The following is a 23,120-nucleotide window of genomic DNA, read 5'->3' as shown; positions in this document are numbered from 1 at the left end:
AGATGTTGTATGGCTGTATCTCGCTGCCAGGTAGCTTATGATCGGCTGGCTTATTTTCGACCTGTCTACTTGCCGGACGGTGACGGAACAGAAATTGCGTATGAGCAGGGAAACATCGGCCACGACCTTAGGAATGTGCGGAGTGTGCGGAAAGCGGTTTGCCGCTACTTTGCCCTGGATTATACCGCCCTGCGCAAGATGTTCCGCCGGCAGGGCGGTGTCGGCCTGCCGCCGCTGTCATTGGCACCTGGCTACACACTGGCTGCCGTAAAAACACGTACCGCCCGCTGTGCAGGCGACCCCTGCTATGGTTTTATTCACCTGCAGTCAATCCAAGAGGTCAGGGAAGCAGCACAAGAAGACAAGAAAACCCTGATCGTGCTAAAAAACGGGCTTAGTATTGGTTCGGTCAGCAGCTTAAAAACCGTAAAGCAGGCCCTGCTGCTGGCCGATCATATGACAAAAAACTGTCAGTATATTAAACAAAACGAAGAGCTTGTTGCCCAGTTATTCTATCGAATTATTAAACTGTTAGAAAAGGAAAACCCTGCCGAATCTCGAATATTTTAATTAGTATGAATTTTTAAGGGGGACCTGATTTGAAACTTTACGAGTATATGGGCAAAGAGATTTTGCGCCGGGAAGGTATTCCTGTACCCCGGGGCAGGGTATTCTTTTCGCCGGCAGGCGTGGCTGAATTTGTGGCCGGCTGGTCAGCAGCAGTCGTCAAAAGCCAGGTATTGACCGGCGGGCGGGGTAAAGCCGGCGGGATCAGGTTGACCGCTTCGCCGGCTGAGGCAGAAGCTGCTGCTGCCGAATTGTTGTCAACCGTTATAAAAGACCTGCCTGTGCAGGCTGTGCTGGTGGAAGAAAAACTGCAAATTGAGCAAGAGTATTATGTGGCTGTTACGGTAGACGGTGCCGGGCGCCGGCCGCTGGTTATCGCTTCCGCCCAGGGCGGGGTGGACATTGAGGAGGTGGCGGAAGAACACCTGGTTAAGCTGCATGTGGATGTGCACGCAGGGCTGCAGCCGTATTTCGGCCGGGAAGTGGCCGGAAAAATGGGTTTGCCGCCTGAGCAAGCCGGGCCGTTTGCCCAGCTGTTAGTTAAGCTGTACCGGCTGTTCCGTACCTATGAGGCCGAACTGGTGGAAATTAACCCTCTGGTGGTATGCGGCAATACACTGGTGGCGGCAGATGCTAAAATTACCATTGACGATGAAGCATTATTCAGGCTGCCGGAGTGGCTGCCCAGGGTGGAGGAACGGACAGCAAAGGAACGGCAGGCAGCTGAGATTGGCATTTCTTTTGTAGAACTGGCGGGCGACATCGGTGTCATGGCCAACGGTGCCGGTATCACCATGGCTACTTTGGATATGATTCATCATTATGGCGGTAATCCCCGCAATTTTATGGATGCCGGCGGCGGTGCCGGTACCGAAGCCACCGCTCGGGCATTAGAAATTTTGCTGTCAACCAACCCCAAGGCTGTTCTGGTAAATATCTTTGGCGGTATTACCCGTTGCGATGATGTGGCACGAGCCTTTGCTCAGGTGAAAAATACGGCGGGCATACCGGTTCCGCTGGTGGTTCGACTGGTGGGTACCAATGAAGAAGCAGGACAGGAGATATTAAAGCAGCATGGTATCAATGTGTACCGTACGGCACAGGAAGCAGTGGCCAGGGTTGTGCAATTGGCCGCAGGCAAGGAGGCAGTATAATGGCTATCATAATTGATCAAAGCAATGTCATCCTGGTACAGGGGATTACCGGCCGGCAGGGGAGTTTTCATACCGCCCAAATGCTGGCTTACGGGGCCAGGGTAGCAGCCGGCGTTTCACCGGGCAAGGGAGGTCAGCAAGTACATGGTGTGCCTGTCTATAATACGGTGGCAGAAGCAAAAGAACAGCATCCCATAACTTCCTCCATCATTTTTATACCTGCTCCCGGCGTCAAGGATGCTGCTTTGGAAGCTATGGCAGCAGGTATTAAAACCCTGGTTATTATTACCGAACATGTCCCACTGCACGATGAGTTGGATATTATGGCTTATGCGGAAAAACAGCATGTTACCGTCATCGGCCCCAACACCTTTGGAATTATTTCGCCCGGACAGAGCAAAATGGGTATCATGCCCAACAGTATTTATACCCCCGGACCGGTAGGCGTGGTGGCTCGCAGCGGCACCTTAAGTTATGAGATTGCCTATAACCTTACCGTTAACGGCCTGGGCCAGTCCACCGTGATAGGTCTGGGCGGGGATCGGGTGGTGGGGTTGTCTTTTGTCGAGGTATTAGAAAAATTTGAACATGACCCTGCCACAAAAGCAGTGGTTCTGGTAGGTGAAATTGGCGGTAACGCTGAAGAAGAAGCTGCCCGGTACATCCGTCATATGACCAAACCGGTAGTGGCTTTCCTGGCCGGACGCTCAGCTCCGCCGGGCAAACGTATGGGACACGCCGGAGCCATTATTGAGCGGGGTCAGGGGACGTTTGCCAGCAAAGTGGCGGCCCTGACTGCGGCCGGGGCTAAAGTTGCCGGACTGCCCTGGGAAGTGGCGCCCCTGGTTAAAGAGGTGCTGGGTAGTTAGCCGGTGCAGTTGGCAAAACTTAAAAGAAAAAAGTTTATTTTCTATCCTGGCAGGATAAGCTAAATATTGGTAAAATAACAACTGTTAAAAACATGAACTAAATTGCAGGAGGTAAACTGATGCGCTTAACCTTCTTGGGGCATGCTGCGTTCTTGCTGGCTACAGGAGAGGTGACTATTGCTGTGGACCCATTTATGACCGGCAATCCGGCCGCACCTGATCTGCCGGTGCAGGCTGACTATATCATGGTCAGCCACGGTCATGCGGATCACCTGGGTGATGCTGTAACAATAGCCAGGCAGTCCGGCGGTACGGTGGTAGCGGTTTATGAGTTGGCCAACCACTGCGCCCGCCAGGGAGCCAAAGTGCATGCCATGCATATCGGGGGCAGCCATGATTTTGGTTATTTTAAAGTAAAACTAACCCCGGCTTTACACGGCAGTTCGCTGGGCAGTGAGCAGGGGCCGGCGGAATATCTGGGTAATCCCTGCGGGTTTCTGATAACCGTCAAAGACAAAACCATCTACCATGCCGGAGATACCGGCCTGTTTGGCGACATGGCCCTGCTGGGACGGCTGCATAATATTGATGCAGCGTTGCTGCCCATAGGCGATAACTTTACCATGGGCCCGGCAGATGCTTTAGAAGCCGTCAAGCTGCTGCAACCCCGGCTGGTGGTACCCATGCATTATAATACCTGGCCTTTGATCGCCCAGCAGCCGGCAGAGTTTAAAAAAGCTGTAGAGGAACAGACTGCCGCCCAGGTAATCATCCTGCAGCCGGGTGAATCCTTTGCTTTATAAAATGCAGCCGGCCAAGGCGATTCCATCCTAACGGAAAAAACATCCCGTTTCACAAACTAAAAGCGGAACGGGATGTTTGTTTAGGAGTTATAAAAATTGTAAAACTACTTTGGCATGGCCCGGCAACTTGCCTATTCTTCCCAAACCTTTACTTCTTTCATCTTATCGCCAGGTTTAATTTGGTCAACATATGACATACCCTCAATCACTTGACCAAACACCGTATGTACGCCGTCTAAATGGGGAAAAGCGTCGTAGCAAATGAAGAACTGGCTGCCGCCTGTATCTTTGCCGGCATGGGCCATTGATAAGGCGCCCCTGACATGCTTATGGGGGTTGTTTTTAGTTTCGCACTTAATGGTATAGCCGGGGCCGCCGGTTCCGGTACCGTATGGGCAGCCACCCTGGGCTACAAAACCGGGAATAACCCTGTGGAAGGTTAAGCCGTTGTAAAATCCCTGGTTAGCTAATTTTTCAAAATTAGCCACCGTTCCCGGGGCGGCCTGATCAAAAAATTCAATCAATATTTTCCCGCCCTTTTCCAGCTCAATACTGCCTTTCTTCAAAAGAATACCCTCCTTTTAGATAAATTCCCATATATTCTACTACAGAAAGCAAATTCCGGCAAATCACAAACCTATAGCAGTTAAGTTAACAACCGTCCTGCCGGTTCTGCCAATTTTTCATTTGATCCACTGCCGACTGCCAGTTGACCGGGTCCCGTAGTTGATGAAGCATGTCCTGATATAAGGGGTGGTTGGCATAATTTTTTAAGCAGTCAGCCAGCTGCAGTGTTTCCTGGACCCAGCGGGAATGCGGCAGGCAGCCGGTGAGTTCCGTTAAGGCCAAATCTTCCCTGGTCTTATACCACAGTAAAACCAGCGGGTGCAAGCCGCATGATCCTTCCGGCGGCCAGCCTTTTATCTTATGCACTTCTTTTTTAATAAAATCCTGGCCCAAAGCATCTTCCAATCGGAGCAAAGATTCCCTGAGACGAGTGCTTTCTGCGCTCACGGTTTACCGCCTTCCTTCTGACAATTTTAAGATATTATACCAAAATATCAGACCGGTTTACACCAAAGAACTTTTCCTGCGATGATACCTTCGGTATAATCACAGAGTGGACAAAGTTACAAGAACTGTTTGCCCCATACAGATAACGGTATAATTGTTTTGTTCTCAGCAGGAAGCGTGATTAAACGGGCGAAACACTAAGTAAGGCAAATTTGCCGGAAGCCCGATGAGGAAGGCGGTAGTTAAGGGATGTTAAACTTCGTGGCCATGGATCTGGAAACCACCGGTCTAAACTGCTGGCAGGATGAAATAATTGAGATCGGGTTGGTTAAATATGTTGACGGCCAGGAAACAGATCGCTTTCAGACACTGGTTCGCCCCCGGCAACCGCTGCCGGTTAGAATAAAGCGTTTAACGGGCCTGCAAGATGAGGATTTCAGCACAGCACCCTTGCTGCAAGAAATCCTGCCCGAAGTTTTATCTTTTATTGACCGTTTACCCCTGGTAGGACATAACATTAAGTTCGACGGTAACTTTTTGTCTGCCGCTGCCGGGCAGACCATTGCCAATCCGCTTTTTGATACACTGGAATTGGCTCAGTATTTATTGCCCTCGGCCCCCAGCCATCGCCTGGGCGATTTATGCCATAATTTGGGGCTGCCCCTGGAGCAGCAGCACCGGGCGCTGGATGACGCCCTTGGGGCTGCCCGGCTGCTGCTGGCTTTGCTGGAGCGTTTAAGCGGGTTAGAGGCTGAGCTGGTCTGGCAATTGAGCCAACTGTTGAAACAAGCGGCCTCGCCCTGGCATCCGGTGCTGGAAAAATTAAGCGTTAAGATCTTAAAACAATTTCCGGACCGTAAATTAACTTATCAGGCGCCGGGGGCCAGGCCGGTGGAAGTTTCTGTTAAAGAGCGGCAACCCCAGGCCGCAGTACCTGTTACTCTTGAAGAATGTATGGCTGTTTTGGGACCGGCAGGAAATCTGTCAGAAGCGCTGCCGCGATTTCAATATCGCCCACAGCAGTGCGATATGGCAGCCCGGGTAGTAACGGCATTAAACGAAAGCAAATATCTCCTGGTGGAAGCCGGCACAGGCACCGGCAAATCCCTGGCTTATTTGGTGCCGGCCATTTGCTGGGCGGTGAAAAACAGCCAGCGGGTGCTGATCAGCACCCACACTATAACTCTGCAGGAGCAATTATGGCATAAAGATCTGCCTTTATTAACCAATCTGGCGGGTTTTAAGTTTACAGCAGCCCTGATGAAGGGCCGCAGTAATTATTTGTGTCTGCGCCGCTGGCATTTAGCCATGTCGGAACAACAGCATCAACCGGAAGAAGCCGGCTTTTTAGCCAAAGTCATGCTTTGGCTGCATGAGACCGGCACCGGCGATAAAAGTGAGCTGGTAATGTCTTATCAGGAACAGGATTACTGGGCGGCTGTCTGCAGTGAGAGTGAAGGTTGTTTAAGTAACCGCTGTCCCTATTTTAAGGAAAAATGTTTCTTTATGGCGGCGCGGCGTCAAGCAGACAGGGCAGATCTTGTGGTGGTTAACCATTCTTTACTGCTTAGCGATGCCAACGCTGACAACCGGGTGCTGCCGTCTTACGGCCCCCTCATAATAGACGAGGCACATCATCTGGAGTCTTGTGCCACCGAACACCTGGGCAGCAGCAGCGGACGGTCAGAAGTTCTGCGCTGGCTTGCGGCGGCCGGCAAGCAGCTCAGCAAGTTGGACGGCTTTGTTATCACCGATCATCAGCAGGAATGGTTAAATTTGCTTAGGCAGTCAGCCGAAATAAGGCATCAGTGCAGAGAAGCAGCCAATAGCTTTTTTGAAATGTTAGCTCGCTGGATTGAAAACAGCGCTGTCAACTATGAAGGCAGGTGGGCGGTAAGATTCGGCCCGGCAGACAATAGGGACGAGGTTGCCTGCTTGCCGGCCGCCCTTGACTCTGCGCTGGATAACCTGCTGGTACAGTTGCTTTCCCTGAGCCGGTTGATGGTAAAATTGGCCGAACGACTGAGCGAAGCGACAGTTTTTACAGATGATCTGCCGGCCCCGGCCAGAGAACTGGCTGCCCTGGCTGCGGTTGGCGAGGGCATTGCCCATAACCTTGAAAGGATCTGCCGCCACCATGAAGACGATTACGTGTACTGGGTGGAAGGGAGCGGCCAGCGGTCGGAGCTGGCTTTGCGGGCTGCCCCAATTGATGTGGGGCCGCTGCTGCGGGCAAAACTGTTTGCGGAAACACGCCCGGTTATCTTAACTTCTGCTACCATAACAGTGGACGGCAGCTTTAAGCACTTTGCCAAAAGCATCGGCTTAGATGTTCTGCCGGCAGACAAAATTATCGAAAAGCAGTTGGCTTCTCCCTTTAACTATGCCAAGCAGGCCTTGTTATGTGCCGCCAATGACATTCAACCTGTTCAAACGGGCGACAACCATTATCATGACGAACTGGCCCGGGCCGTCTACAACATCTCAATGGCTGCCCAAGGCCGTACCCTGGTACTCTTTACATCTCACCGCTCTCTGCGGGAAGTATATCACCGGTTAAAGGACCCCTGCGAAAGAGCAGACCTTTGCTTATTGGGCCATGAGTTGGACGGTAGCCGCCGTCGCCTGGTAGAACAATTTGCCGCCGGACAGCGCACAGTTTTATTGGGGGCGGCCAGTTTTTGGGAGGGTGTAGATATTCCCGGGGAAGCACTGTCCTGTGTAATTATTGTTAAACTTCCCTTTGCTCCGCCAAATCACCCGCTGTTGGAAGCCCGGTTGCAAAAAATAGCCCGACAGGGGCGCAACGGTTTTCGGGATTACCAAATTCCCCACGCGGTTATCAAATTTAAACAGGGTTTTGGCCGGTTAATCAGGGATGCAGGGGATAAAGGAGTGGTGGTCATTTTGGATAGCCGCTTGGTGGAAAAAAAATACGGGGCAAAGTTTTTTAATTCCCTTCCCCTGGGGGAACATTTTCGGGGCAGCTGGCAGCAAATTGTACATCAAGTAAAGGCGTGGCTGGGCAGCAGGAAAGAATAATTTGGCATCCCCCTTTTACTCCGGGCTTTGAGATGCTAAAATAAAGTAATACATTAGGTTCTGTATGCAAATATCATGACGGGGAGGTTCCTGATGAAGGGACAACACATACCCAGTTTATTTACACTGGGAAATTTATTGTTTGGTGTTTTTGCTTTGGTACTGGCGTTAGATCAGGCGTACATGCAGGGTGGCATAATGATTTTGCTGGCCGGCTTAATGGATTACCTGGACGGCAAAGTGGCCAGAAAACTTCAGGTCACCTCAGATTTTGGCAAAGAATTGGATTCCCTGGCTGATCTGGTTTCTTTTGGCGTAGCCCCGGCCATTCTGGCTTATGCCCTGCAGTTATCCGATTGGGGGTATCTGGGGCTGGCCATCGCACTGGCCTTTGTTATGTGTGGCGCCTTGCGTTTAGCCCGTTTTAATGTAACAACTTTTACCGGCAGTTTTATGGGGGTGCCCATCACTGTGGCCGGCGGCATAATCGCCTTGATTATAATTTACCTAGGCAAACTGCCGGCATTGGTTCTTCCCATGGCTATGCTGTTGCTCTCATATTTAATGATCAGTAAAATCAAAGTACCAAAGTTCTAAGTAGGCCTAAACCAATGGCATTTTTTTCTCCCGGCCGTCATATTGTTACACAGATGCACATATCAAACCCCAGAGAAATAATATGAAAAGGAACTGAAAAATAATGAGGGGTGATTGTAATGCGTGTGTACTTTGTACGGCTGCCTAATCTGATTCGTTCTATTTTGCTGAAAATTTGGCAATAGTTTGGTTGTAAGGCAGGCCGTTGGCTTGCCTTCAAACTTTCAGCACCCCTATTGAAGATATAGGGTAACCGGTTGGTCAGAGCAGGATTTACAATAAATACCTCGAATTTACAATATATAACATTTTGGTTAGCAAAGAGGTGTTGACTCTGACCAATCAATTTTGGATTGCTATGTTTGTTTTGCAACTGGCAACTTTTGTTTTTACTCACTGGCTGGCCAAAACACTTGGGTTGACAGTAGCGGCTGCCTGTTGTTTACAAGTGCTGCTGGCGGCCGGCCCTTGCATTATGCTTTATCGACGTGTTACTGCCCGGATCAAAGAGTTGGCGGATAAAACTAAAACACAATCTCCGGTTGTGTTTCAGGATCTGCCGGTTCCTTTGATTGTGGCGGACAAGCGGGGGCAGATCACGGCCATTAATGATTTAGCCGGAGAAATATGCGGCATCTCAGATCTTAAAGAGCCTATTAATCTTTTTGCCTTGTCTTTTACCAATGACAATCCGTTATTTTTTTTGGCCCAGACATTAAAAGACAAGCAGGTCTACCATGAACAGCATTATATATACCAGCGTGAAGACGACCTGAAATACTATTTGCTGTGTACAGCAGAAATATTAAAGAAAGACGGACAGTCTGCCGGTGCCATGCTGATCGCTCTGCCGGTAACGGAACATTCACTGTTGAGCAACTATTTAAGCCAGCGGGGCAAGTTAGCTATGATTAGTGAACTGGCGGCCGGCACTGCGCACGAAATTCGCAACCCGCTTACCACTGTACAAGGGTTAATCCAGCTTTTGAGCCGGCGCTTTCAAGAAGGGGACCCGGCCAGGGAATATGTGGCCATAATGCTGCAGGAGATTGGCCAGATTAACCGCATAATTAACGAACTTTTGCAGTTAGCCCGTCGGCGTACGCCTAATCTTAGTTTTGCCTCTTTGCCGGCTGTGCTGGATAAGGTTTTGCTTACGGTGGCGGCAGAAGCCAACCGCCGCAGCATAATAATTGAGAAACAGTACAATCACCGGTTGCCTCTGATGGTATTGGATGAAGACCAGATACAACAAGCATTCTGGCACCTGGCAAGCAACGCCATTCACGCCATGCCTTACGGCGGCACCTTAACAGTAGCGGCCCGTTATCTCACTGCGGAAGATATTATGGAAATTACCTTTACAGATACCGGAACGGGTATCCCCAGGGAAAAAATGACTCAGATTTTTTATCCCTTTTTCACGACCCGGCCGGAAGCCACAGGTTTGGGCTTGCCGGTAAGTTATCAAATCATTGATAACCACGGCGGCAGAATATCTGTCAAGTCGCTACCCGGCAAAGGAAGTACGTTTACCGTCAAACTCCCCCTGGTCAATTACGAGAAAGCAAAGACCCCTTAGCTAAAGCTAAGAGGCCAGGCCGATACCAAGCATGCCACCCAGAGAGCCGGCTAACAGCGTTAAAACAAACTTACTCAACGCCCCCGGCAGCAACACCTGTCCGGGCAAAAATAAACCTACCAGCAGCCAGATAATAATAAAGGTGAAGATGCCGACCCCCAGCCCGTTAAACAAGCCTTTGCTGCGGGCTCTTTTAGCGGCATAACCACTGCCCGTAACCACACTGACAAAAAGTATGCCGCCGGCCACCCAGGGCATGGTGTTTTCGGACAAACCGGTAAAATAATAGGCCAGTCCGGCCAAAATACTTAAGCATAGGGAAAAAACCAGAGCTACCAGGGTGCCGCGCCAGACGGAGGAGAAATGGATCACCGGCGTGCCGGGTGTTTCCTGTTTCAGGAGTGCCATATTTTTTACCTCCTTACACTTTTTAACATATTTTTATGGTTTCAGGGTTTATTTTATGACATGATAAGGGGCAGGTTAAATGGAAAAAGAATTTGTGGTAAGTTATTGCATAGGTAACAGCTTGTATTTAAACATTACCAACCGGTGTTATAATAAATGCATCTTTTGCATACGGCAGACGAAAACAGGTGTTGGTTATAACTTATGGCTTAGCAAAGAACCGTCTGTTCAGGAAGTATTGGCTGCCGTACCGAATCCGCAAGATTATCAAGAGATTGTTTTTTGTGGTTACGGAGAACCTCTGTGCCGGTTGGAACTGGTGCGGAGCGCAGCGGCTGAATTAAAAAAGAGAGGGGCAAGAATAATTAGAGTAAACACTAACGGGCAGGCCAACCTTATTTACGGGCGCAATATCGTGCCGGAGCTGGCCGGATTGGTGGACGTTATTTCCATATCGTTAAACGCCCAGGATGCCGCTACCTATGTAAAACTTTGTCAGCCCGTACAAGGTGAGCAGGCCTATTATTCTATGCTGGATTTTGTTAAAAAATGTGTGGGTGTGATTCCCCGGGTAATTTTGTCTGTGGTGGCATGGCCGGGAGTTGATCTTGAGGCCTGCCGCTCTTTGGCCAAGAAATTGGGGGCGGAATTCCGTCTCAGACAGCCGACTCACTAAAAAAGAAAAATTCCTGGTCACCTGACCAGGCCAGACTGAAGACAAAGGGTTAAAACAAAGTAAGGTGGTTTTATGGTCCCCTGCCGGCGACTTGTCGAAGCACCGGTCACAGCACTTGATGAGCGAAAGGAGCCATTGGGGGGCGCCACAGGACGTGGGCGCCAGCCGAACCGGGCCAGGATGGCCCGTTTGAGGCGACCCCAAGGGCGACCGGAGCGAATCATAGTGCTGTCGGTGCGTAGACCGGAGCCAAAGGGGATCATAAACCACCGCTAATGTTTGTCGACACTCTGTCCTGGTCATCACCTGACCAGGCAAAGGTTTAGTAACACGGTCATGTAATAATTTTGCCGACAGTCCCGGGGATTTGTTTATTCTGCCAAAGGATTGTCGCCGCTGCCCGAATTGCCTGTATTGGCAGGCTGATAAAAATCATAATCACCTTGGCCGTCAACCTTAATTTTTGTGGCTGACCCAGTGGGTTCCTGAACAAATTTTTTACCGGCAGCGAAATTTTCTTTTGGTTTCTGTCGTTTCATTATTTAACCCCCTTTCCAGGTTTTTATTATTTTGGCCCGATCGGATGCGGTTATACTCCAATGCTTGGCTTCAGCTATCGAAAAGTCAGGGGATTGTCATTGACCTTATCTGTGGCCGGTTATAATATTTTGTTAACCATTAACAAGGGACGGTGGAATTGTGCATACCGAAGAAACCCGTTTAAAAGTTACCGGCATGAGCTGTGCCGCTTGCTCCGCCAGATTAGAACGCGCGCTCGGAAAACTGCCGGGCGTGACCGAGGTCCGGGTGAATCTGGCGGGCGAATTTGCTGCCATTGTTTATAACCCTGCGGAAATAAAGCAGGCAGAAATTATCAGTAAAATTGAGACCGTCGGTTTTGGGGTTGCCATGGAAGAAGCAGAGATAAGAATTCAAGGTATGACTTGCGCAGCCTGCTCGGCCAGGGTGGAGAAGGTTTTAAACCGCTTGCCCGGTGTTTTCCAGGCAACAGTAAACCTGGCTACGGAAAAAGCCGTAGTCAAGTATAATCCGCTGGCAATTACGCCTGCCGACCTTCGGCGGGCCGTCAGGGAGGCCGGCTACGCACCTGTTTCTGAAATGTCCGCTACCCCTGACCGGGAGCGTCAGATGAGGGAGCAGGAAATTAGCCGCCAAAAAAAACTGTTCAGTATCTCAGCCCTGCTGTCCCTGCCACTGCTGGCCTATATGGCAGTAATGCTGGCAGGCTGGCATCAGGCCATGGATCTGTGGATCTTTCACCCTTATACCCAGCTTGTCCTTGCTTCGGTGGTTCAGTTTGGCCCCGGCATCTATTTTTATAAAGACGCCTGGCGCACGCTGCGCGGGGGCGGTGCCAACATGTCCGTCCTGGTGGCTCTGGGGACAAGCGCTGCTTACTTTTACAGCCTGGCGGCCACTTTCCGGGGGGAACAGATCGGACAAACAGAGATATATTATGAAACCGGTGCGATAATTATTACCCTGGTCTTACTGGGTAAACTGCTGGAAGCACAGGCCCGGGGCAGGACTTCGGAAGCTATCCGCCGCTTAATGGGATTACAGGCGAGAACCGCCGTCATTATTCAGGACGGCCGCGAACAGGAAATACCGGTGGAAGATGTCCGGGTAGGAGATATCCTGCTGGTACGGCCCGGTGAAAAGATACCCGTGGACGGTATCGTCATTGAAGGATCGTCCACAGTGGATGAGAGTATGCTGACCGGTGAAAGCATACCCTCCGATAAACAGCCAGGCGACACTGTAATAGGCGCCACTGTCAATAAATTGGGAACTTTTAAGCTGCAAGCCACCCGGGTAGGGCAAGATACTGCCCTGGCCCAAATTATTCGCATAGTTGAAGCAGCCCAAGGCAGCAAGGCGCCGATCCAACGGCTGGCGGACGTTATCGCGGCATATTTTGTGCCGGCAGTGGTGGCTGTGGCCTTTGTTACTTTTGCCCTCTGGTACTTGTGGTGGCAGCCCGGTCAGCTAACCCAGGCTCTTTTAGCTGCCACTGCGGTGCTGGTTATTGCTTGTCCCTGCGCCCTTGGCCTGGCCACACCAACCTCAGTCATGGTGGGTACCGGCAAAGGTGCAGAATTGGGGATTTTGATCAAAGGCGGCGAACATTTGGAGAAAGCTCATCGTCTGAATGCCATTGTTTTAGATAAAACCGGTACCATCACCCATGGCCGGCCCAAACTTACCAAGGTCATACCTGTAGGCGCATATCACGGGCAACCAACCAAAGTGTTGCAACTGGCGGCCGCTGTAGAGCGAAATTCGGAACACCCGCTGGCCAAGGCGATTGTGGAGGCTGCTGAGGGGCAGGGGACTAATCCCTATACGACAACTGCCTTCACAGCAATGCCTGGTTTTGGGGTTAAAGCTGAGACAGACGGCAACGAAATTCTCATAGGTACTGACAAATTAATGACTCAGTACCGCATTGATTTTTCCTCCTGGGAAGCTGACAAAGCAGAGTTGGAGCAGCAAGGCAATACTGTTATGCTGATGGCTGTGGCCGGTCAGCCTGCCGGACTGCTGGCAGTGGCAGATACAGTTAAGGAGGAATCCGCTGCTGCTGTGAAAATGCTGCTGGACATGGGTCTGGAAGTTTGGATGCTTACCGGCGATAACCAGAGAACGGCTCGCTCCGTCGCATCTCAGGTTGGTATTACAAATATTTTGGCTGAAGTGTTGCCGGAAGAAAAGGCAGACAAAATAAAGGAACTGCAGGCACAAAATAAATGTGTAGGAATGGTGGGGGACGGCATTAACGATGCGCCGGCCCTGGTTACGGCAGATGTTGGTTTTGCCATTGGCACCGGCACGGATGTGGCCATCGAAGCGGCAGACATAACCTTAATTGGCGGCAGCCTGTGGGGAGTGGTGGACAGCATTGCACTCTCCCGGGCTACCATGAAAAACATCCGACAAAACCTGTTCTGGGCCTTAATTTATAATACCATTGGCATTCCGGTGGCAGCCTTGGGATTACTGAACCCCGTTTTGGCCGGGGCGGCCATGGCTTTCAGTTCGGTGTCGGTGGTTACCAATGCACTGCGGTTAAAGAAATTCACCCCACCTCACCGGGTATGCTAATGTATATTAAAACAAGATCAGGAGGGATTTGTAGTGGCTGAAACAGTAATTTTAAAAGTAGAGGGCATGAGCTGCCAGCATTGCAAAAGGGCTGTCGAAAACGCTGTGCGAAAAATTCCCGGCATACTGGCAGTGGAAGCCGTGCCGGAAGAAAAAACGGTAAAGATAACTCACGATGGCAGCAGCCTGCCGGCAGCTGTTAAAGAAGCCATTACCGAAGAAGGCTATCAAGTGGTGGACTAACGCTGCGCCCGCATAAGTCTAAAAGCCCCCGGCAACAATAATACTAAACGGGGTGATATTGTGGAAGGAATAAAAATAAAAGACCGGTTTGACCTTGCCATCGTCGGCTGTGGTCCGGCCGGCTTATCAGCAGCGGTTAATGCTGCCATTCGCAAAAAAAAGGTGGGTATTTTTGGTACCGACTTTTGTAGTCCCAAACTGCACCACGCACCGCATATAGATAATTATTTAGGATTACATAGTATTACCGGCGAAGAACTGCGGCAGAGATTTTTGCATCACGTTAAGTCCTTGGGTTTGCAAATACTGGAGCTTAAAGTGTCGGGCGTATACCCTGAAACCGCAGGTTTTACCCTGCAGGCGCGGGACGTATTTTATCAAGCCCAAACTGTTATTTTAGCCACCGGTGTCAGCGCAGTGCAGCCCATTGAAGGGGAAGCGGACTACCTGGGACGGGGGGTCAGCTACTGTGCTACCTGTGACGGTCCCCTTTATCAAGGGAAAAAGGTTATAGTGCTGGCTTATAACCGGGAAGGATTGGAAGAAGCCAACTTCCTGGCAGAAATTGCCTCGCAAGTAATACTGGTTGACCGGGTAAAAAAAGATCAGGCCCAAGGTATTAAGCTGCATCCTAATATCAAAACAGTACAAGGCAAACCGATGGGTATTATCGGCGATATGTGGGCAACCGGTGTGGCACTGGAAGACCAAAGTATTACCGCTGACGGGATTTTTATCATCAGGGACGCCGTCTTGCCGGATCAGCTGGTGCCGGGCCTGCAGGTCAGCAACACAGGCATTATTGTGGATCGCCACTGTGCCACCAACCTGCCTGGGGTATTTGCGGCCGGCGATTGCACCGGTGCGCCTTACCAGTTGAGCAAAGCCGTCGGGGAAGGACAGGTGGCTGCCCTGAGTGCGGTAAAATATCTTGATGATTTAAAACACAAAGCATAAATTACTAAAGAAGGCCGGCGGGCCTTCTTTGACTGTAGACAAAGGTTGTAAAAAAAGTGAGGTGGTTTTGAACTCCCCTGTCGGCGACTTGTCGAAGCGCCGCCGTTTTAATAAGATTATCCCAGCCTTTTAATCATCGGAAAATTTTCATCATCAAAGGCATAATGCACACCCGGTACAAAGCCCTGCCGCCCCCAAAAACCTACGGAATTATCACTGGGGTTTAGAGAATTAACCCTAGCCTCCAGCACAACGGAGGCGCATCCTTGTTTAACCAAAAGAGCCTCCAATAAACGATAAACCCTGCTGCCCAACTGTTTTTTTCTCAAACCCAGGGGTATCTGCAGGAAATGAATTTTGGCCTGGGGAAGCCCCCCCCGGTCTTTTTGCATTTCATAAATTAAATAAAAATTTTCTTCTTCAATTTCATCATTATGTTGATAGGAAGTAAGATAAATACAGCCTGGGAAAAGCACATGCTTTATAAAACAAAGGGGATGCCCCAACATTTGTTCCAAATTTTTTTGCAAGCCAATCAGATCGCTGTTGGGAGCAGGCAATACCTGCATCAACATCACCGCCCTATCATTCTCTAATTATACTATATCACTGTCTGCACCGTGAATAAATGTTATTTTTTAGAAAAAAAGCATTAACATATTGTCAAAACAACGGGGGATTTGACATACGAAACATGGAATAAATGGAAGGAATAGGCAATTTACTCGGAGAAGTATTCTTTACAAATTATAAAAGGAGGGATGCTTGGATGTGGAACCCCAAAGAAATGCTTGCCAGGGCCATCAATAGGGTGAGCTTATTTCAGCTGGCAGCCAGCCTGTTGGAAGCTGCCGGAGCAGGAAAGCCGGCCTTGCGTTCCCTGCAAAAAGCTATCGAAATGAACCCTCATAAAATTGATTTGCATTTGCAGGCCAGCCGGCTTTATTTAAAACTGGGGCAAATCGACCAGGCTGCCCTGCATTGTAAAAAAGCCGCTTCCGGTTTAGGCCCCGGCAGTTTTATCTACTGGCTCAACCGGGCCTGCCACGGCGGACTTAAAGGTAATCGCTGGGAGCAGCCGGCATCTTGCGAAGTCGGGCCGGCTGACACCGTACCTGAAGACCCTGCCGGTGATGCCATAACCCAGATAAATAACAGCGGTCTTTTATTGTTGGAAAAGGGCAGATATTATGAGGCTCTGGCTTGTTTTCAGCAGGCTCGTGCATTGGGCGGGGATGACCCTGCCGTTCTGTTTAATACAGGCCTTGCTTTAAGCAAACTAACCCGCCACCGTGAAGCATTGGAATTCTATGAAGAAGCACAAGCCCTGGGCTTTTGTAATGTGGAATTGTTAAATAATAAAGGCTATAGTCTTTTCCATTTGGGATACTATGAAGAAGCCCTGTCTTGTTACGAAGTGGCCAGGCAGTTTATGCCCCATGATTTGGGGCTGTTAAGTAATTTGGCTTCCTGTTATCATGTGTTGGGGCGGGCAGACGAGGCGGTAGCTTGTTATCGCAGCGCTGTTAAGTCCTGTCCGGATGATGCCACCCTTCATAACAACCTGGGCATCTGTCTGGAAAAGGCGGATAAAATGGCAGAAGCCCTTATCAGTTATCGTCAAGCGGTGGACTTATCACCACAAAATATCACATTTTTATTAAACTACGGTCATTGCCTGGCAAATTTGAATCATTTGGAGGAAGCCCAGGAAATTGTAGAAAAAATCCTTCAACAAGAACCCCATCACCATCAAGCCTGGGGCCTGCGGGGGGAAGTACTGGCCAAACAGGGTAAAATGCGAGAAGCTGCTGAATGCTACGGTCGGGCTCTGGGGTTAGCCGGTTAATTTGAGAAACTTGGTCTGTTACCAAGTTTTTTATTTTTTATTACCGAAAAATGTCATCTTTTCGGCAGGGAGTTGGCCTTAGAGGGAGAAATATAGTAAAGTTTGGGCCCCGGAGAAATACTAGATTTTAAGGAGGAAAGATACATGTACGAATTGACAGTCCGAAGCAGGTTCTCCGCTGCCCACAGTCTCTGTGGTTACCCCGGCGATTGTGCGAGACTACACGGGCATACCTGGACAGTTCAAATTAAGGTGGAAGGGGAAAAATTAGATTCCCTGGGTATGCTGGTGGATTTTAAAGAATTAAAGAAACAACTTTCTTTGATCATCGATCAATTGGATCATCGTTTGCTTAACGAATTGCCGGGCTTTAGGGAGCAAGGCATTAATCCCACAGCAGAAAACCTGGCTTATTATATTTACCAAACGCTGAAGCAACCTGTAACAGATTTGCAGCAAGGTATCCGGTTAAAAGAGATTTCCGTCTGGGAATCGCCTGATGCCTATGCTACCTATTGGGAGGAAAGGTAATTGGACAGTGTGGTGTTATTATCAGGCGGTCTGGATTCAACCGTTAACCTGGCCTATGCCTTAACCGAGGGAAGTGTAAAACTGGCCTTAACCATGGATTACGGCCAAAGGGCCGCCCGCCGGGAAATAAAAGCTGCGGCAGCACTGGCCGGGTATTACAACATCCGCCATCAAGTTGTTGAGCTGCCATGGCTGGCCCAAATTACCGCAACCTCTCTGGTCAAGGAGGAAGGGAGCTTGCCGGAGCCGGCCGCCGAGGAACTGGATAATCCGGACGTTACGCAAAAAACCGCAGCCGCCGTTTGGGTGCCTAACCGCAATGGCTTGTTTATTAATATAGCCGCCTGTTTTGCGGAAAGTTTAAATTGCGGTCAGGTGGTGGCAGGTTTTAATCGGGAAGAAGCGGCTACCTTTCCGGACAATACGCCGGAATTTGCGGCGGCTGCCGGTAAAGCCCTGGCCTACGCTACCGCTAATCAAGTTAGAGTTAGTCAGTTATACCAACCGTTAGTATAACAAGAAATGTTGCCTTGGGCAACCGTTTAACGGTGCCCTGGCAGCTCATTGGAGTTGTTACCGGGGCGAACAGGCCATGTGCGGCAAATGCGAAAGTTGCCTGCGTATGATACGGGCTTTTTCATCCCTCGGGATGAATTTGCCGGTATCCCTGCAAAACAGGTCCGGGGGGTGGAGTAAGGTGCTGATCCATGTAGCACAACAACCGATACATTATGACGGCCGTCAATTATCTTCCCTGTTTGGCTTCCGTAATTTCGGGCTGCAGGGTGACAGTGTCATTTGTTTTCGTGGTTCCTGTCAGGTAGCCCTGACTGAAATGGTGGATTTAGCTGATGTTCGTCAAAATGCTCCTATCTACAGCGAAGACATGCTGCATTTTATCATTGAACACTTTGATATGGATTTAGAAAAAACTGTTGTTCGCCAGCGGTTATTAATGGCTGTTATAAAAGAAATTATTGAAAGCAGAACCGGCATCAGCCTGCGAAGAAAAGGAGATGATCTTTACCGGGGGGAAGGCAAACTTTCGGTATCTATTGCCACCGCCAGCCCGGTATCAACCATGATTCATACCGGACTCAACATTTCCTCACGCAACACCCCGGTACAAACTGTCGGTTTGGCTGATCTGGGCATCCCGCCGGCTGATAGTTTGTCCCTGGGAGAAATTATAGCCAGGGCTTACGGGGCAGAAATGACCGGCATTCGGCTTGCCCGCTGCAAGGTCAGGGGGGTAAGCTAGTGTCCGGCGGTGTGCATTTACAAGAGGTTTTTTCATCTGTCCAGGGGGAAGGGCCTTTGGTTGGCTGTCGGCACATTTTTATCAGGTTAGCTGGCTGCAACCTCAAATGTGTTTATTGTGACACACCTGTTGAACCGTTTCCCCCTCTCTGGCGTCTGGAAAAAAACCCGGGCCGCCGGGATTTTATAACTTTGAACAATCCGGTGGAAGCGGCTTCCTTGGCGGCCGTGCTGTCCGACCATTACCAACTAAACCTGCATCATGCGGTCAGCCTTACCGGTGGGGAACCTTTGCTGCATACCCCTTTTTTAAAGCAGCTGTTGCCCCTTATTGGCGGTACCAGGGCAGGCATTTTATTAGAAACCAACGGCACACTGCCCGATCAACTTGCCAGCCTGCTTGACAGCCTTGATATTATCAGCATGGATATTAAACTGGCCAGTGCAACCGGCCAGCCCACCCCCTGGGCTGTTCATAAAAAATTTTTGGCAGTGGCAGCCCAAAAACAAGTTTATGTAAAAGTTGTTATTTCTGAGCATACAACCGAAAGTGAGATTGAGCAGACCGGCCGGCTGATTGAAAGTATAAACCCCCAAATTGAGTTGATTTTGCAGCCTGTCTCTGCCGGTGGCGGTGTTGTTGCGCCGGCGGTTGACAAGGTGCTGCGCCTTCAGGAATGTGCCCTGAAAATTTTACCCGGCGTAAGGGTGATTCCGCAGACGCACCTGATGATGGGGCAGTTATAGAGGAGTGACATAATGTTTGATCTGCCAAAAATAGAACAAGCTGTGAGAATGATTTTAGAAGCTATCGGTGAAGATCCGGCAAGGGAAGGGTTGGTGGAAACACCTGCCAGAGTAGCCAAAATGTATCAGGAAATATTTGCCGGCTTAACAGAAGACCCTATGATTCATCTGGATAAAACCTTTTCAGAAGAACACGAGGAAATGGTGCTGGTAAAAGATATTCGTTTGTTCAGTATGTGCGAGCATCATTTAATCCCCTTTATCGGTAAGGCACATGTTTGCTATATTCCCAGAAACGGCAACGTAACCGGCTTATCCAAACTGGCCAGATTGGTTAACGGATACGCCCGCCGCCCACAGTTGCAGGAAAGATTAACCAAACAAATTGCTGATGCCATTATGACCCGCCTAAACCCCTATGGCGTGCTGGTGGTGGTGGAAGCAGAGCACCTCTGCATGTCCATGCGGGGGGTCAAAGCGCCGGGGGCCAAAACAGTAACTTCGGCTGTCCGGGGTATCTTTAAGAAAAATGATGCTTGCCGGGCGGAAGCTTTAAGCCTCATCATGAAAAGCCAATAACCGGGAGGGAATTTTGTGAATACCGAAAATAAAGGTTCCGATAAACTGGAAATGATTGCTCAACAAAGTTTTACGGCTTATCCGGAAATGTACAAGATTGTCGATTTTTTAAACCGGACCTTAAAAGAAAAACAAATAATTTTCGGCTTAACCAAAACAAAAGACGGTAAAATGACCATATCGATTTATGAAACCTAGGAGGCAACTATGCGCATACTAATTTCTAATGATGACGGTATTTACGCCGATGGCATAGGTGAACTTCGTAAGGCTATGGAAGAAATTGCTGATGAAGTTTATGTGGTAGCACCGGACCGTGAACGTAGTGCCTGCGGCCACGGTATTACTGTAACCCGTCCTCTCAGGGCAAAAATTCACAAATTCAAATCCGGCAAAGCAAAGGGCTGGGTGGTGGACGGTACGCCTGCCGATTGTGTTAAACTGGGTCTGGAATCAATCTTAGAAGGCCCGCCGGATTTGGTGGTTTCCGGTATCAATTTGGGTCCCAACCTGGGCACTGATGTTTTATACTCAGGTACGGTATCTGCCGCCTTTGAAGGGGTAATTAATCACGTGCCGGCCGTTGCTGTATCTCTGGCTGCCTGGGAAAACCTTGACTACCGACCGGCCGCACAATTCATGAAGGAATTTGTACCCCTGGTGGTGGCTAATTCTTTGGACCCCGGTGTATTGCTTAATATAAACATTCCCAATCACTACGACGGGCGGGGTGTCAGGATTACCCGGCTGGCCCGCCGCCGTTACATCAAGTGCTTTGATAAGCGAATCGATCCCCGCGGAAAAGTTTATTTCTGGATGGCGGGCGAACCCTACAACATGGATGAGGATGACCCGGAAACAGATGCCGCCGCCATTAACGAAGGTTTTATTTCTATTACGCCGTTGCACTTGGACCTCACCGATTATACCTACCGCAAAAAATTGGCCGGCTGGCTGCCGACCAAGTAATTTTTTGGGCTCTCTTGTCAATGGAGAGCTTTTTTATACTAATTCATTGGCCTTTTCTAAAGCAATGCGTACAAAATTGCCGCACTGCCGTGAGGTGAGATTGCCGTAATCGCTTTTTTCTCCTAAGATTAAGTTTTCCACACCCTGTACCCGGGCAGCATAATGCTTCATTTTATAATCCATCACTTTGTTCCTAGCCATAATAATTCCCTCCTTAATAAAATTCTTAAAAGTTATTAACAGTTATTAACAATTTACCCTTGGCCGCACTACTTGCCGTTCAGTCAGAACACGTTAATTTTATCTGCCTTACCTGAACGGCTTGTCTGCGGCACCCATAAATCAATGGTTCTTTTCCAATATTTTTGTTGACTTAAAAAATTATTTTATCCTTATGATATGTCTAGTATGTGACGCTGCCCGAAAAAATATTTGGCTAAAAAAATGGTTTTTCAACCAGCATGATTTTATTAAAATCGCTTGACTACCAGTTTTACAATATGCCAAAAATCTTGACGTTGAATGCCGCCCAACAAAAAGAGAAGCAATATATAGGCCAGTCCGCCGGCCGACAACGCGCCGATTAATGTTAATACCGGAGAAGCAGAGCAAATTATTTTAATTTGCCAAATTACCACAGCCATGCCGCCGGCAGACAGCAACGGTTTGGCAATGTCGGCGGTAAACTGCACACGATAACCGATTAACTTGCGTAAATCAAAATAGTTTAATAAAGCCATCAGCACATAAAACAGGTTAAGGGAAAGAACAGAACCCAGAATTCCCATGAGAGGAGTCAGGAAATAGAGACCCCATAATTTAAAGGCAGATGCAATAACTAAATTTTTAAAAGGTTTAACAGCCTGGCCCATGCCCTGTAAAATACCGGTGCTGGTTTGCTGAAAGTACAAAAAAGGACCACCCAGAGCCAGGGCTGCCAGAAGCCTCCCGGCATCCTCGTAGCCAAACAAGATGCCGCACAATTCTTGAGCTAACAAGCAAAAAGCAGCTGCACAGGGTAAACCAACACCGATGGTAATGCGTAAAGCCTGGGCAGTTCTGGTTTGCACCAGCCGGTAATTTTCCAGCGCCAGGGCATCCGAAATAGCCGGCACCAGAGCGGTAGCCAGGGCTATGGTAACCATGGACGGGGTATACAATAAGGTTTCGGCAATTCCCACCAACTGGCCATAGACGGAGGTGGCCTGCTGAACAGACATGCCTGACGCCTGCAGACGCTGCGGGATAAAAAACGCTTCAGCGGAAATCAGCAGGGTGCTGGCAAATCTTGTCATAGTAACCGGAATCCCCAGGGTAAATATTCGCCCCAAAGTTTGTGGCAGAGGTTCATGCACCGGCCGGTAGCCTGCCGGTACGGGCTGCTTTTTCTTAATAAAAAGGTAAAGCATGGCTAAACAACCTGTAAACTCGCCAATGACAACACCCAGGGAAGCACCTGCCGCGGCATACTCCACGCCCCTCGGCAGCATCAGATAAGCAATGGACAGACCGGCAGTAACCCGCACAATTTGTTCCAAGGTTTGGGTGATGGCTGTGGGGGCCATCTGTTGGAGGCCCTGGAAGTAACCGCGAAAAACAGAACAAACAGACACTACAATAATGCCGGGCAGCAGGCACAAAAAAATATAATACACCTTAGGATTAGGGAAAACATATTTGGTTAACCAGGGCGAAGCCAGGACCAACAGTACAGTAAAAAAGATACTGGAACAAAGCAAAATCAAAAGGCTTATTTTAAAAATTCGATTGGCGCCCCGCATGTTATGTTTGGCTGCTTCCTCCGCCACCAGTTTGGCTACCGCCACCGGAATGCCCATGGTGGCTAAAACCAGCACCAGAATATAAACAGGGAAAACCATATTAAATAAGCCGATCCCTTCCGGCTTAATTAAGCGAATCATCATGATTTGATAAACAAAGCCGATGATACGGTTGACAAAGCTGGCGCCAAGCAGTATTAATGCGCCTAAGATAAAGGATTGTCCTGACATGTCCATTTTCCTTTCGCCAATCAGCAGGCCTGTTTATTATCTATGTATATTTATGATCTTGTCCGTGGCGGTATGAAAAGTATGCAAAGTAAATCTGAGGCAAGGCAAAAAATAAAATTCAATTTTCGATATATT

General features: G+C 49.3%; 27 protein-coding genes. 19 read left to right on the top strand and 8 right to left on the bottom strand.

Going from position 1 to position 23,120, the window contains the following annotated elements; genetic code table 11:
- Window positions 1–9 precede the first annotated feature (9 nt).
- The 4 genes from DESHY_RS01495 to DESHY_RS01480 all read left to right on the top strand — a co-directional run bounded on the left by DESHY_RS01495 (window position 10) and on the right by DESHY_RS01480 (window position 3,393).
- Complete coding sequence (locus DESHY_RS01495) at window positions 10–570, top strand: hypothetical protein (RefSeq protein ID WP_008409891.1); 561 nt, start codon at window positions 10–12, stop codon at window positions 568–570.
- A gap of 29 nt (window positions 571–599) precedes the next feature.
- Window positions 600–1,721 carry an ADP-forming succinate--CoA ligase subunit beta gene (gene sucC / locus DESHY_RS01490; protein ID WP_008409889.1) on the top strand — a complete coding sequence of 374 codons (1,122 nt, stop codon included), beginning with the start codon at window positions 600–602 and terminating at the stop codon, window positions 1,719–1,721.
- Window positions 1,721–2,590, top strand: coding sequence for a succinate--CoA ligase subunit alpha (sucD, locus tag DESHY_RS01485; RefSeq protein WP_008409886.1), 870 nt, complete (start codon window positions 1,721–1,723; stop codon window positions 2,588–2,590). Before sucC ends, sucD begins: the two co-directional genes overlap by 1 nt.
- A 119-nt stretch (window positions 2,591–2,709) precedes the next feature.
- Window positions 2,710–3,393: a metal-dependent hydrolase gene (locus DESHY_RS01480; protein WP_008409885.1), complete on the top strand. Its 684-nt coding sequence runs from the start codon at window positions 2,710–2,712 to the stop codon at window positions 3,391–3,393.
- Window positions 3,394–3,524: 131 nt separating this feature from the next.
- Here the strand turns inward: DESHY_RS01480 and DESHY_RS01475 are convergent, their stop codons facing one another.
- Together DESHY_RS01475 and DESHY_RS01470 are read right to left on the bottom strand one after the other, a co-directional pair.
- Complete coding sequence (locus DESHY_RS01475; RefSeq protein ID WP_008409884.1) at window positions 3,525–3,959, bottom strand: peptidylprolyl isomerase; 435 nt, start codon at window positions 3,957–3,959, stop codon at window positions 3,525–3,527.
- An 85-nt stretch (window positions 3,960–4,044) separates the two neighbouring features.
- Complete coding sequence (locus tag DESHY_RS01470) at window positions 4,045–4,407, bottom strand: hypothetical protein (protein ID WP_008409883.1); 363 nt, start codon at window positions 4,405–4,407, stop codon at window positions 4,045–4,047.
- Window positions 4,408–4,656: 249 nt separating this feature from the next.
- Between DESHY_RS01470 and DESHY_RS01465 the strand changes: the two genes are divergently transcribed.
- The 3 genes from DESHY_RS01465 to DESHY_RS01455 all read left to right on the top strand — a co-directional run bounded on the left by DESHY_RS01465 (window position 4,657) and on the right by DESHY_RS01455 (window position 9,628).
- Window positions 4,657–7,449: a helicase C-terminal domain-containing protein gene (locus DESHY_RS01465; RefSeq protein ID WP_008409882.1), complete on the top strand. Its 2,793-nt coding sequence runs from the start codon at window positions 4,657–4,659 to the stop codon at window positions 7,447–7,449.
- Window positions 7,450–7,542: 93 nt separating this feature from the next.
- Complete coding sequence (pssA, locus tag DESHY_RS01460) at window positions 7,543–8,046, top strand: CDP-diacylglycerol--serine O-phosphatidyltransferase (RefSeq protein WP_008409881.1); 504 nt, start codon at window positions 7,543–7,545, stop codon at window positions 8,044–8,046.
- 325 nt (window positions 8,047–8,371) lie between these two features.
- Complete coding sequence (locus tag DESHY_RS01455; RefSeq protein ID WP_420795105.1) at window positions 8,372–9,628, top strand: two-component system sensor histidine kinase NtrB; 1,257 nt, start codon at window positions 8,372–8,374, stop codon at window positions 9,626–9,628.
- A gap of 6 nt (window positions 9,629–9,634) precedes the next feature.
- Here the strand turns inward: DESHY_RS01455 and DESHY_RS01450 are convergent, their stop codons facing one another.
- Entirely contained in the window at window positions 9,635–10,036 is a 402-nt protein-coding gene (locus DESHY_RS01450) for a TIGR04086 family membrane protein (protein ID WP_008409879.1), read from the bottom strand.
- Window positions 10,037–10,115: 79 nt separating this feature from the next.
- Between DESHY_RS01450 and DESHY_RS01445 the strand changes: the two genes are divergently transcribed.
- Window positions 10,116–10,712, top strand: coding sequence for a TatD family nuclease-associated radical SAM protein (locus tag DESHY_RS01445; RefSeq protein ID WP_008409878.1), 597 nt, complete (start codon window positions 10,116–10,118; stop codon window positions 10,710–10,712).
- A 17-nt stretch (window positions 10,713–10,729) separates the two neighbouring features.
- Here DESHY_RS01445 and DESHY_RS14070 read toward each other — a convergent pair whose 3' ends face one another.
- Window positions 10,730–10,975 (bottom strand): hypothetical protein, encoded by a 246-nt coding sequence (locus tag DESHY_RS14070; protein WP_162470928.1) that lies wholly within the window; start codon window positions 10,973–10,975, stop codon window positions 10,730–10,732.
- 108 nt (window positions 10,976–11,083) lie between these two features.
- Window positions 11,084–11,251, bottom strand: a complete 168-nt coding sequence (locus DESHY_RS13835; protein ID WP_143147774.1) for an LAS seventeen-binding protein 3 — start codon at window positions 11,249–11,251, stop codon at window positions 11,084–11,086.
- A gap of 160 nt (window positions 11,252–11,411) precedes the next feature.
- On the opposite strand from DESHY_RS13835, the gene DESHY_RS01440 reads away from it, so the two are divergent.
- From DESHY_RS01440 to DESHY_RS01430, 3 genes are read left to right on the top strand one after another with little or no spacing between them, the layout of a single operon-like run.
- Window positions 11,412–13,838 carry a heavy metal translocating P-type ATPase gene (locus DESHY_RS01440; RefSeq protein ID WP_008409877.1) on the top strand — a complete coding sequence of 809 codons (2,427 nt, stop codon included), beginning with the start codon at window positions 11,412–11,414 and terminating at the stop codon, window positions 13,836–13,838.
- Window positions 13,839–13,871: 33 nt separating this feature from the next.
- A complete protein-coding gene (locus DESHY_RS01435) occupies window positions 13,872–14,081 on the top strand; it encodes a heavy-metal-associated domain-containing protein (RefSeq protein ID WP_008409876.1) in 210 nt (69 codons plus the stop codon).
- A gap of 60 nt (window positions 14,082–14,141) precedes the next feature.
- Window positions 14,142–15,038, top strand: coding sequence for an NAD(P)/FAD-dependent oxidoreductase (locus tag DESHY_RS01430; protein WP_008409875.1), 897 nt, complete (start codon window positions 14,142–14,144; stop codon window positions 15,036–15,038).
- Window positions 15,039–15,154: 116 nt separating this feature from the next.
- Here the strand turns inward: DESHY_RS01430 and DESHY_RS01425 are convergent, their stop codons facing one another.
- Window positions 15,155–15,607, bottom strand: a complete 453-nt coding sequence (locus tag DESHY_RS01425; RefSeq protein WP_008409874.1) for a GCN5-related N-acetyltransferase — start codon at window positions 15,605–15,607, stop codon at window positions 15,155–15,157.
- Between the two features lie 200 nt (window positions 15,608–15,807).
- Between DESHY_RS01425 and DESHY_RS01420 the strand changes: the two genes are divergently transcribed.
- The 8 genes from DESHY_RS01420 (at window position 15,808) to surE (ending at window position 20,973) form a co-directional block, all read left to right on the top strand.
- Window positions 15,808–16,887, top strand: a complete 1,080-nt coding sequence (locus tag DESHY_RS01420; protein WP_008409872.1) for a tetratricopeptide repeat protein — start codon at window positions 15,808–15,810, stop codon at window positions 16,885–16,887.
- Window positions 16,888–17,031: 144 nt separating this feature from the next.
- Window positions 17,032–17,418 (top strand): 6-carboxytetrahydropterin synthase QueD, encoded by a 387-nt coding sequence (gene queD / locus DESHY_RS01415; RefSeq protein ID WP_008409871.1) that lies wholly within the window; start codon window positions 17,032–17,034, stop codon window positions 17,416–17,418.
- Window positions 17,419–17,427: 9 nt separating this feature from the next.
- Window positions 17,428–17,934 (top strand): 7-cyano-7-deazaguanine synthase, encoded by a 507-nt coding sequence (locus DESHY_RS01410; protein ID WP_235695507.1) that lies wholly within the window; start codon window positions 17,428–17,430, stop codon window positions 17,932–17,934.
- Between the two features lie 181 nt (window positions 17,935–18,115).
- A complete protein-coding gene (locus DESHY_RS01405; RefSeq protein WP_008409867.1) occupies window positions 18,116–18,679 on the top strand; it encodes a DUF366 family protein in 564 nt (187 codons plus the stop codon).
- Window positions 18,679–19,425 carry a 7-carboxy-7-deazaguanine synthase QueE gene (locus DESHY_RS01400; protein WP_008409866.1) on the top strand — a complete coding sequence of 249 codons (747 nt, stop codon included), beginning with the start codon at window positions 18,679–18,681 and terminating at the stop codon, window positions 19,423–19,425. The genes DESHY_RS01405 and DESHY_RS01400 overlap by 1 nt, the downstream gene beginning before the upstream one ends.
- A 12-nt stretch (window positions 19,426–19,437) precedes the next feature.
- A complete protein-coding gene (gene folE / locus DESHY_RS01395; RefSeq protein WP_008409864.1) occupies window positions 19,438–20,004 on the top strand; it encodes a GTP cyclohydrolase I FolE in 567 nt (188 codons plus the stop codon).
- Between the two features lie 51 nt (window positions 20,005–20,055).
- Window positions 20,056–20,202, top strand: a complete 147-nt coding sequence (locus tag DESHY_RS01390) for a YpmA family protein (RefSeq protein ID WP_072866153.1) — start codon at window positions 20,056–20,058, stop codon at window positions 20,200–20,202.
- A 9-nt stretch (window positions 20,203–20,211) separates the two neighbouring features.
- Entirely contained in the window at window positions 20,212–20,973 is a 762-nt protein-coding gene (gene surE / locus DESHY_RS01385) for a 5'/3'-nucleotidase SurE (protein WP_008409861.1), read from the top strand.
- A gap of 33 nt (window positions 20,974–21,006) precedes the next feature.
- Here surE and DESHY_RS01380 read toward each other — a convergent pair whose 3' ends face one another.
- Entirely contained in the window at window positions 21,007–21,174 is a 168-nt protein-coding gene (locus DESHY_RS01380; protein ID WP_008409859.1) for a hypothetical protein, read from the bottom strand.
- 269 nt (window positions 21,175–21,443) lie between these two features.
- Window positions 21,444–22,985, bottom strand: a complete 1,542-nt coding sequence (gene spoVB / locus DESHY_RS01375; RefSeq protein ID WP_048817790.1) for a stage V sporulation protein B — start codon at window positions 22,983–22,985, stop codon at window positions 21,444–21,446.
- Between the last annotated feature and the right edge of the window lie 135 nt (window positions 22,986–23,120).

Origin of the sequence: Desulforamulus hydrothermalis Lam5 = DSM 18033, from assembly GCF_000315365.1 — a bacterium.
Lineage (GTDB): Bacteria > Bacillota > Desulfotomaculia > Desulfotomaculales > Desulfotomaculaceae > Desulfotomaculum > Desulfotomaculum hydrothermale.
The sequence above is the reverse complement of the archived record's forward strand: the minus strand, read 5'-3'. Positions and strand labels throughout refer to the sequence as shown.

What these genes read in the sequence shown, in the direction of transcription:
- queD (WP_008409871.1), top strand. Translation starts at nt 17,032, where the DNA reads ATGTACGAATTGACAGTCCGAAGCAGGTTCTCCGCTGCCCACAGTCTC.
- sucD (WP_008409886.1), top strand. Translation starts at nt 1,721, where the DNA reads ATGGCTATCATAATTGATCAAAGCAATGTCATCCTGGTACAGGGGATT.
- DESHY_RS01495 (WP_008409891.1), top strand. Translation starts at nt 10, where the DNA reads ATGGCTGTATCTCGCTGCCAGGTAGCTTATGATCGGCTGGCTTATTTT.
- DESHY_RS01380 (WP_008409859.1), bottom strand. Translation starts at nt 21,174, where the DNA reads ATGGCTAGGAACAAAGTGATGGATTATAAAATGAAGCATTATGCTGCC.
- DESHY_RS14070 (WP_162470928.1), bottom strand. Translation starts at nt 10,975, where the DNA reads ATGATCCCCTTTGGCTCCGGTCTACGCACCGACAGCACTATGATTCGC.
- surE (WP_008409861.1), top strand. Translation starts at nt 20,212, where the DNA reads ATGCGCATACTAATTTCTAATGATGACGGTATTTACGCCGATGGCATA.
- DESHY_RS01450 (WP_008409879.1), bottom strand. Translation starts at nt 10,036, where the DNA reads ATGGCACTCCTGAAACAGGAAACACCCGGCACGCCGGTGATCCATTTC.
- DESHY_RS01425 (WP_008409874.1), bottom strand. Translation starts at nt 15,607, where the DNA reads ATGCAGGTATTGCCTGCTCCCAACAGCGATCTGATTGGCTTGCAAAAA.
- DESHY_RS13835 (WP_143147774.1), bottom strand. Translation starts at nt 11,251, where the DNA reads ATGAAACGACAGAAACCAAAAGAAAATTTCGCTGCCGGTAAAAAATTT.
- DESHY_RS01390 (WP_072866153.1), top strand. Translation starts at nt 20,056, where the DNA reads ATGATTGCTCAACAAAGTTTTACGGCTTATCCGGAAATGTACAAGATT.
- folE (WP_008409864.1), top strand. Translation starts at nt 19,438, where the DNA reads ATGTTTGATCTGCCAAAAATAGAACAAGCTGTGAGAATGATTTTAGAA.
- DESHY_RS01480 (WP_008409885.1), top strand. Translation starts at nt 2,710, where the DNA reads ATGCGCTTAACCTTCTTGGGGCATGCTGCGTTCTTGCTGGCTACAGGA.
- DESHY_RS01465 (WP_008409882.1), top strand. Translation starts at nt 4,657, where the DNA reads ATGTTAAACTTCGTGGCCATGGATCTGGAAACCACCGGTCTAAACTGC.
- pssA (WP_008409881.1), top strand. Translation starts at nt 7,543, where the DNA reads ATGAAGGGACAACACATACCCAGTTTATTTACACTGGGAAATTTATTG.
- spoVB (WP_048817790.1), bottom strand. Translation starts at nt 22,985, where the DNA reads ATGTCAGGACAATCCTTTATCTTAGGCGCATTAATACTGCTTGGCGCC.
- DESHY_RS01420 (WP_008409872.1), top strand. Translation starts at nt 15,808, where the DNA reads ATGTGGAACCCCAAAGAAATGCTTGCCAGGGCCATCAATAGGGTGAGC.
- DESHY_RS01445 (WP_008409878.1), top strand. Translation starts at nt 10,116, where the DNA reads ATGGAAAAAGAATTTGTGGTAAGTTATTGCATAGGTAACAGCTTGTAT.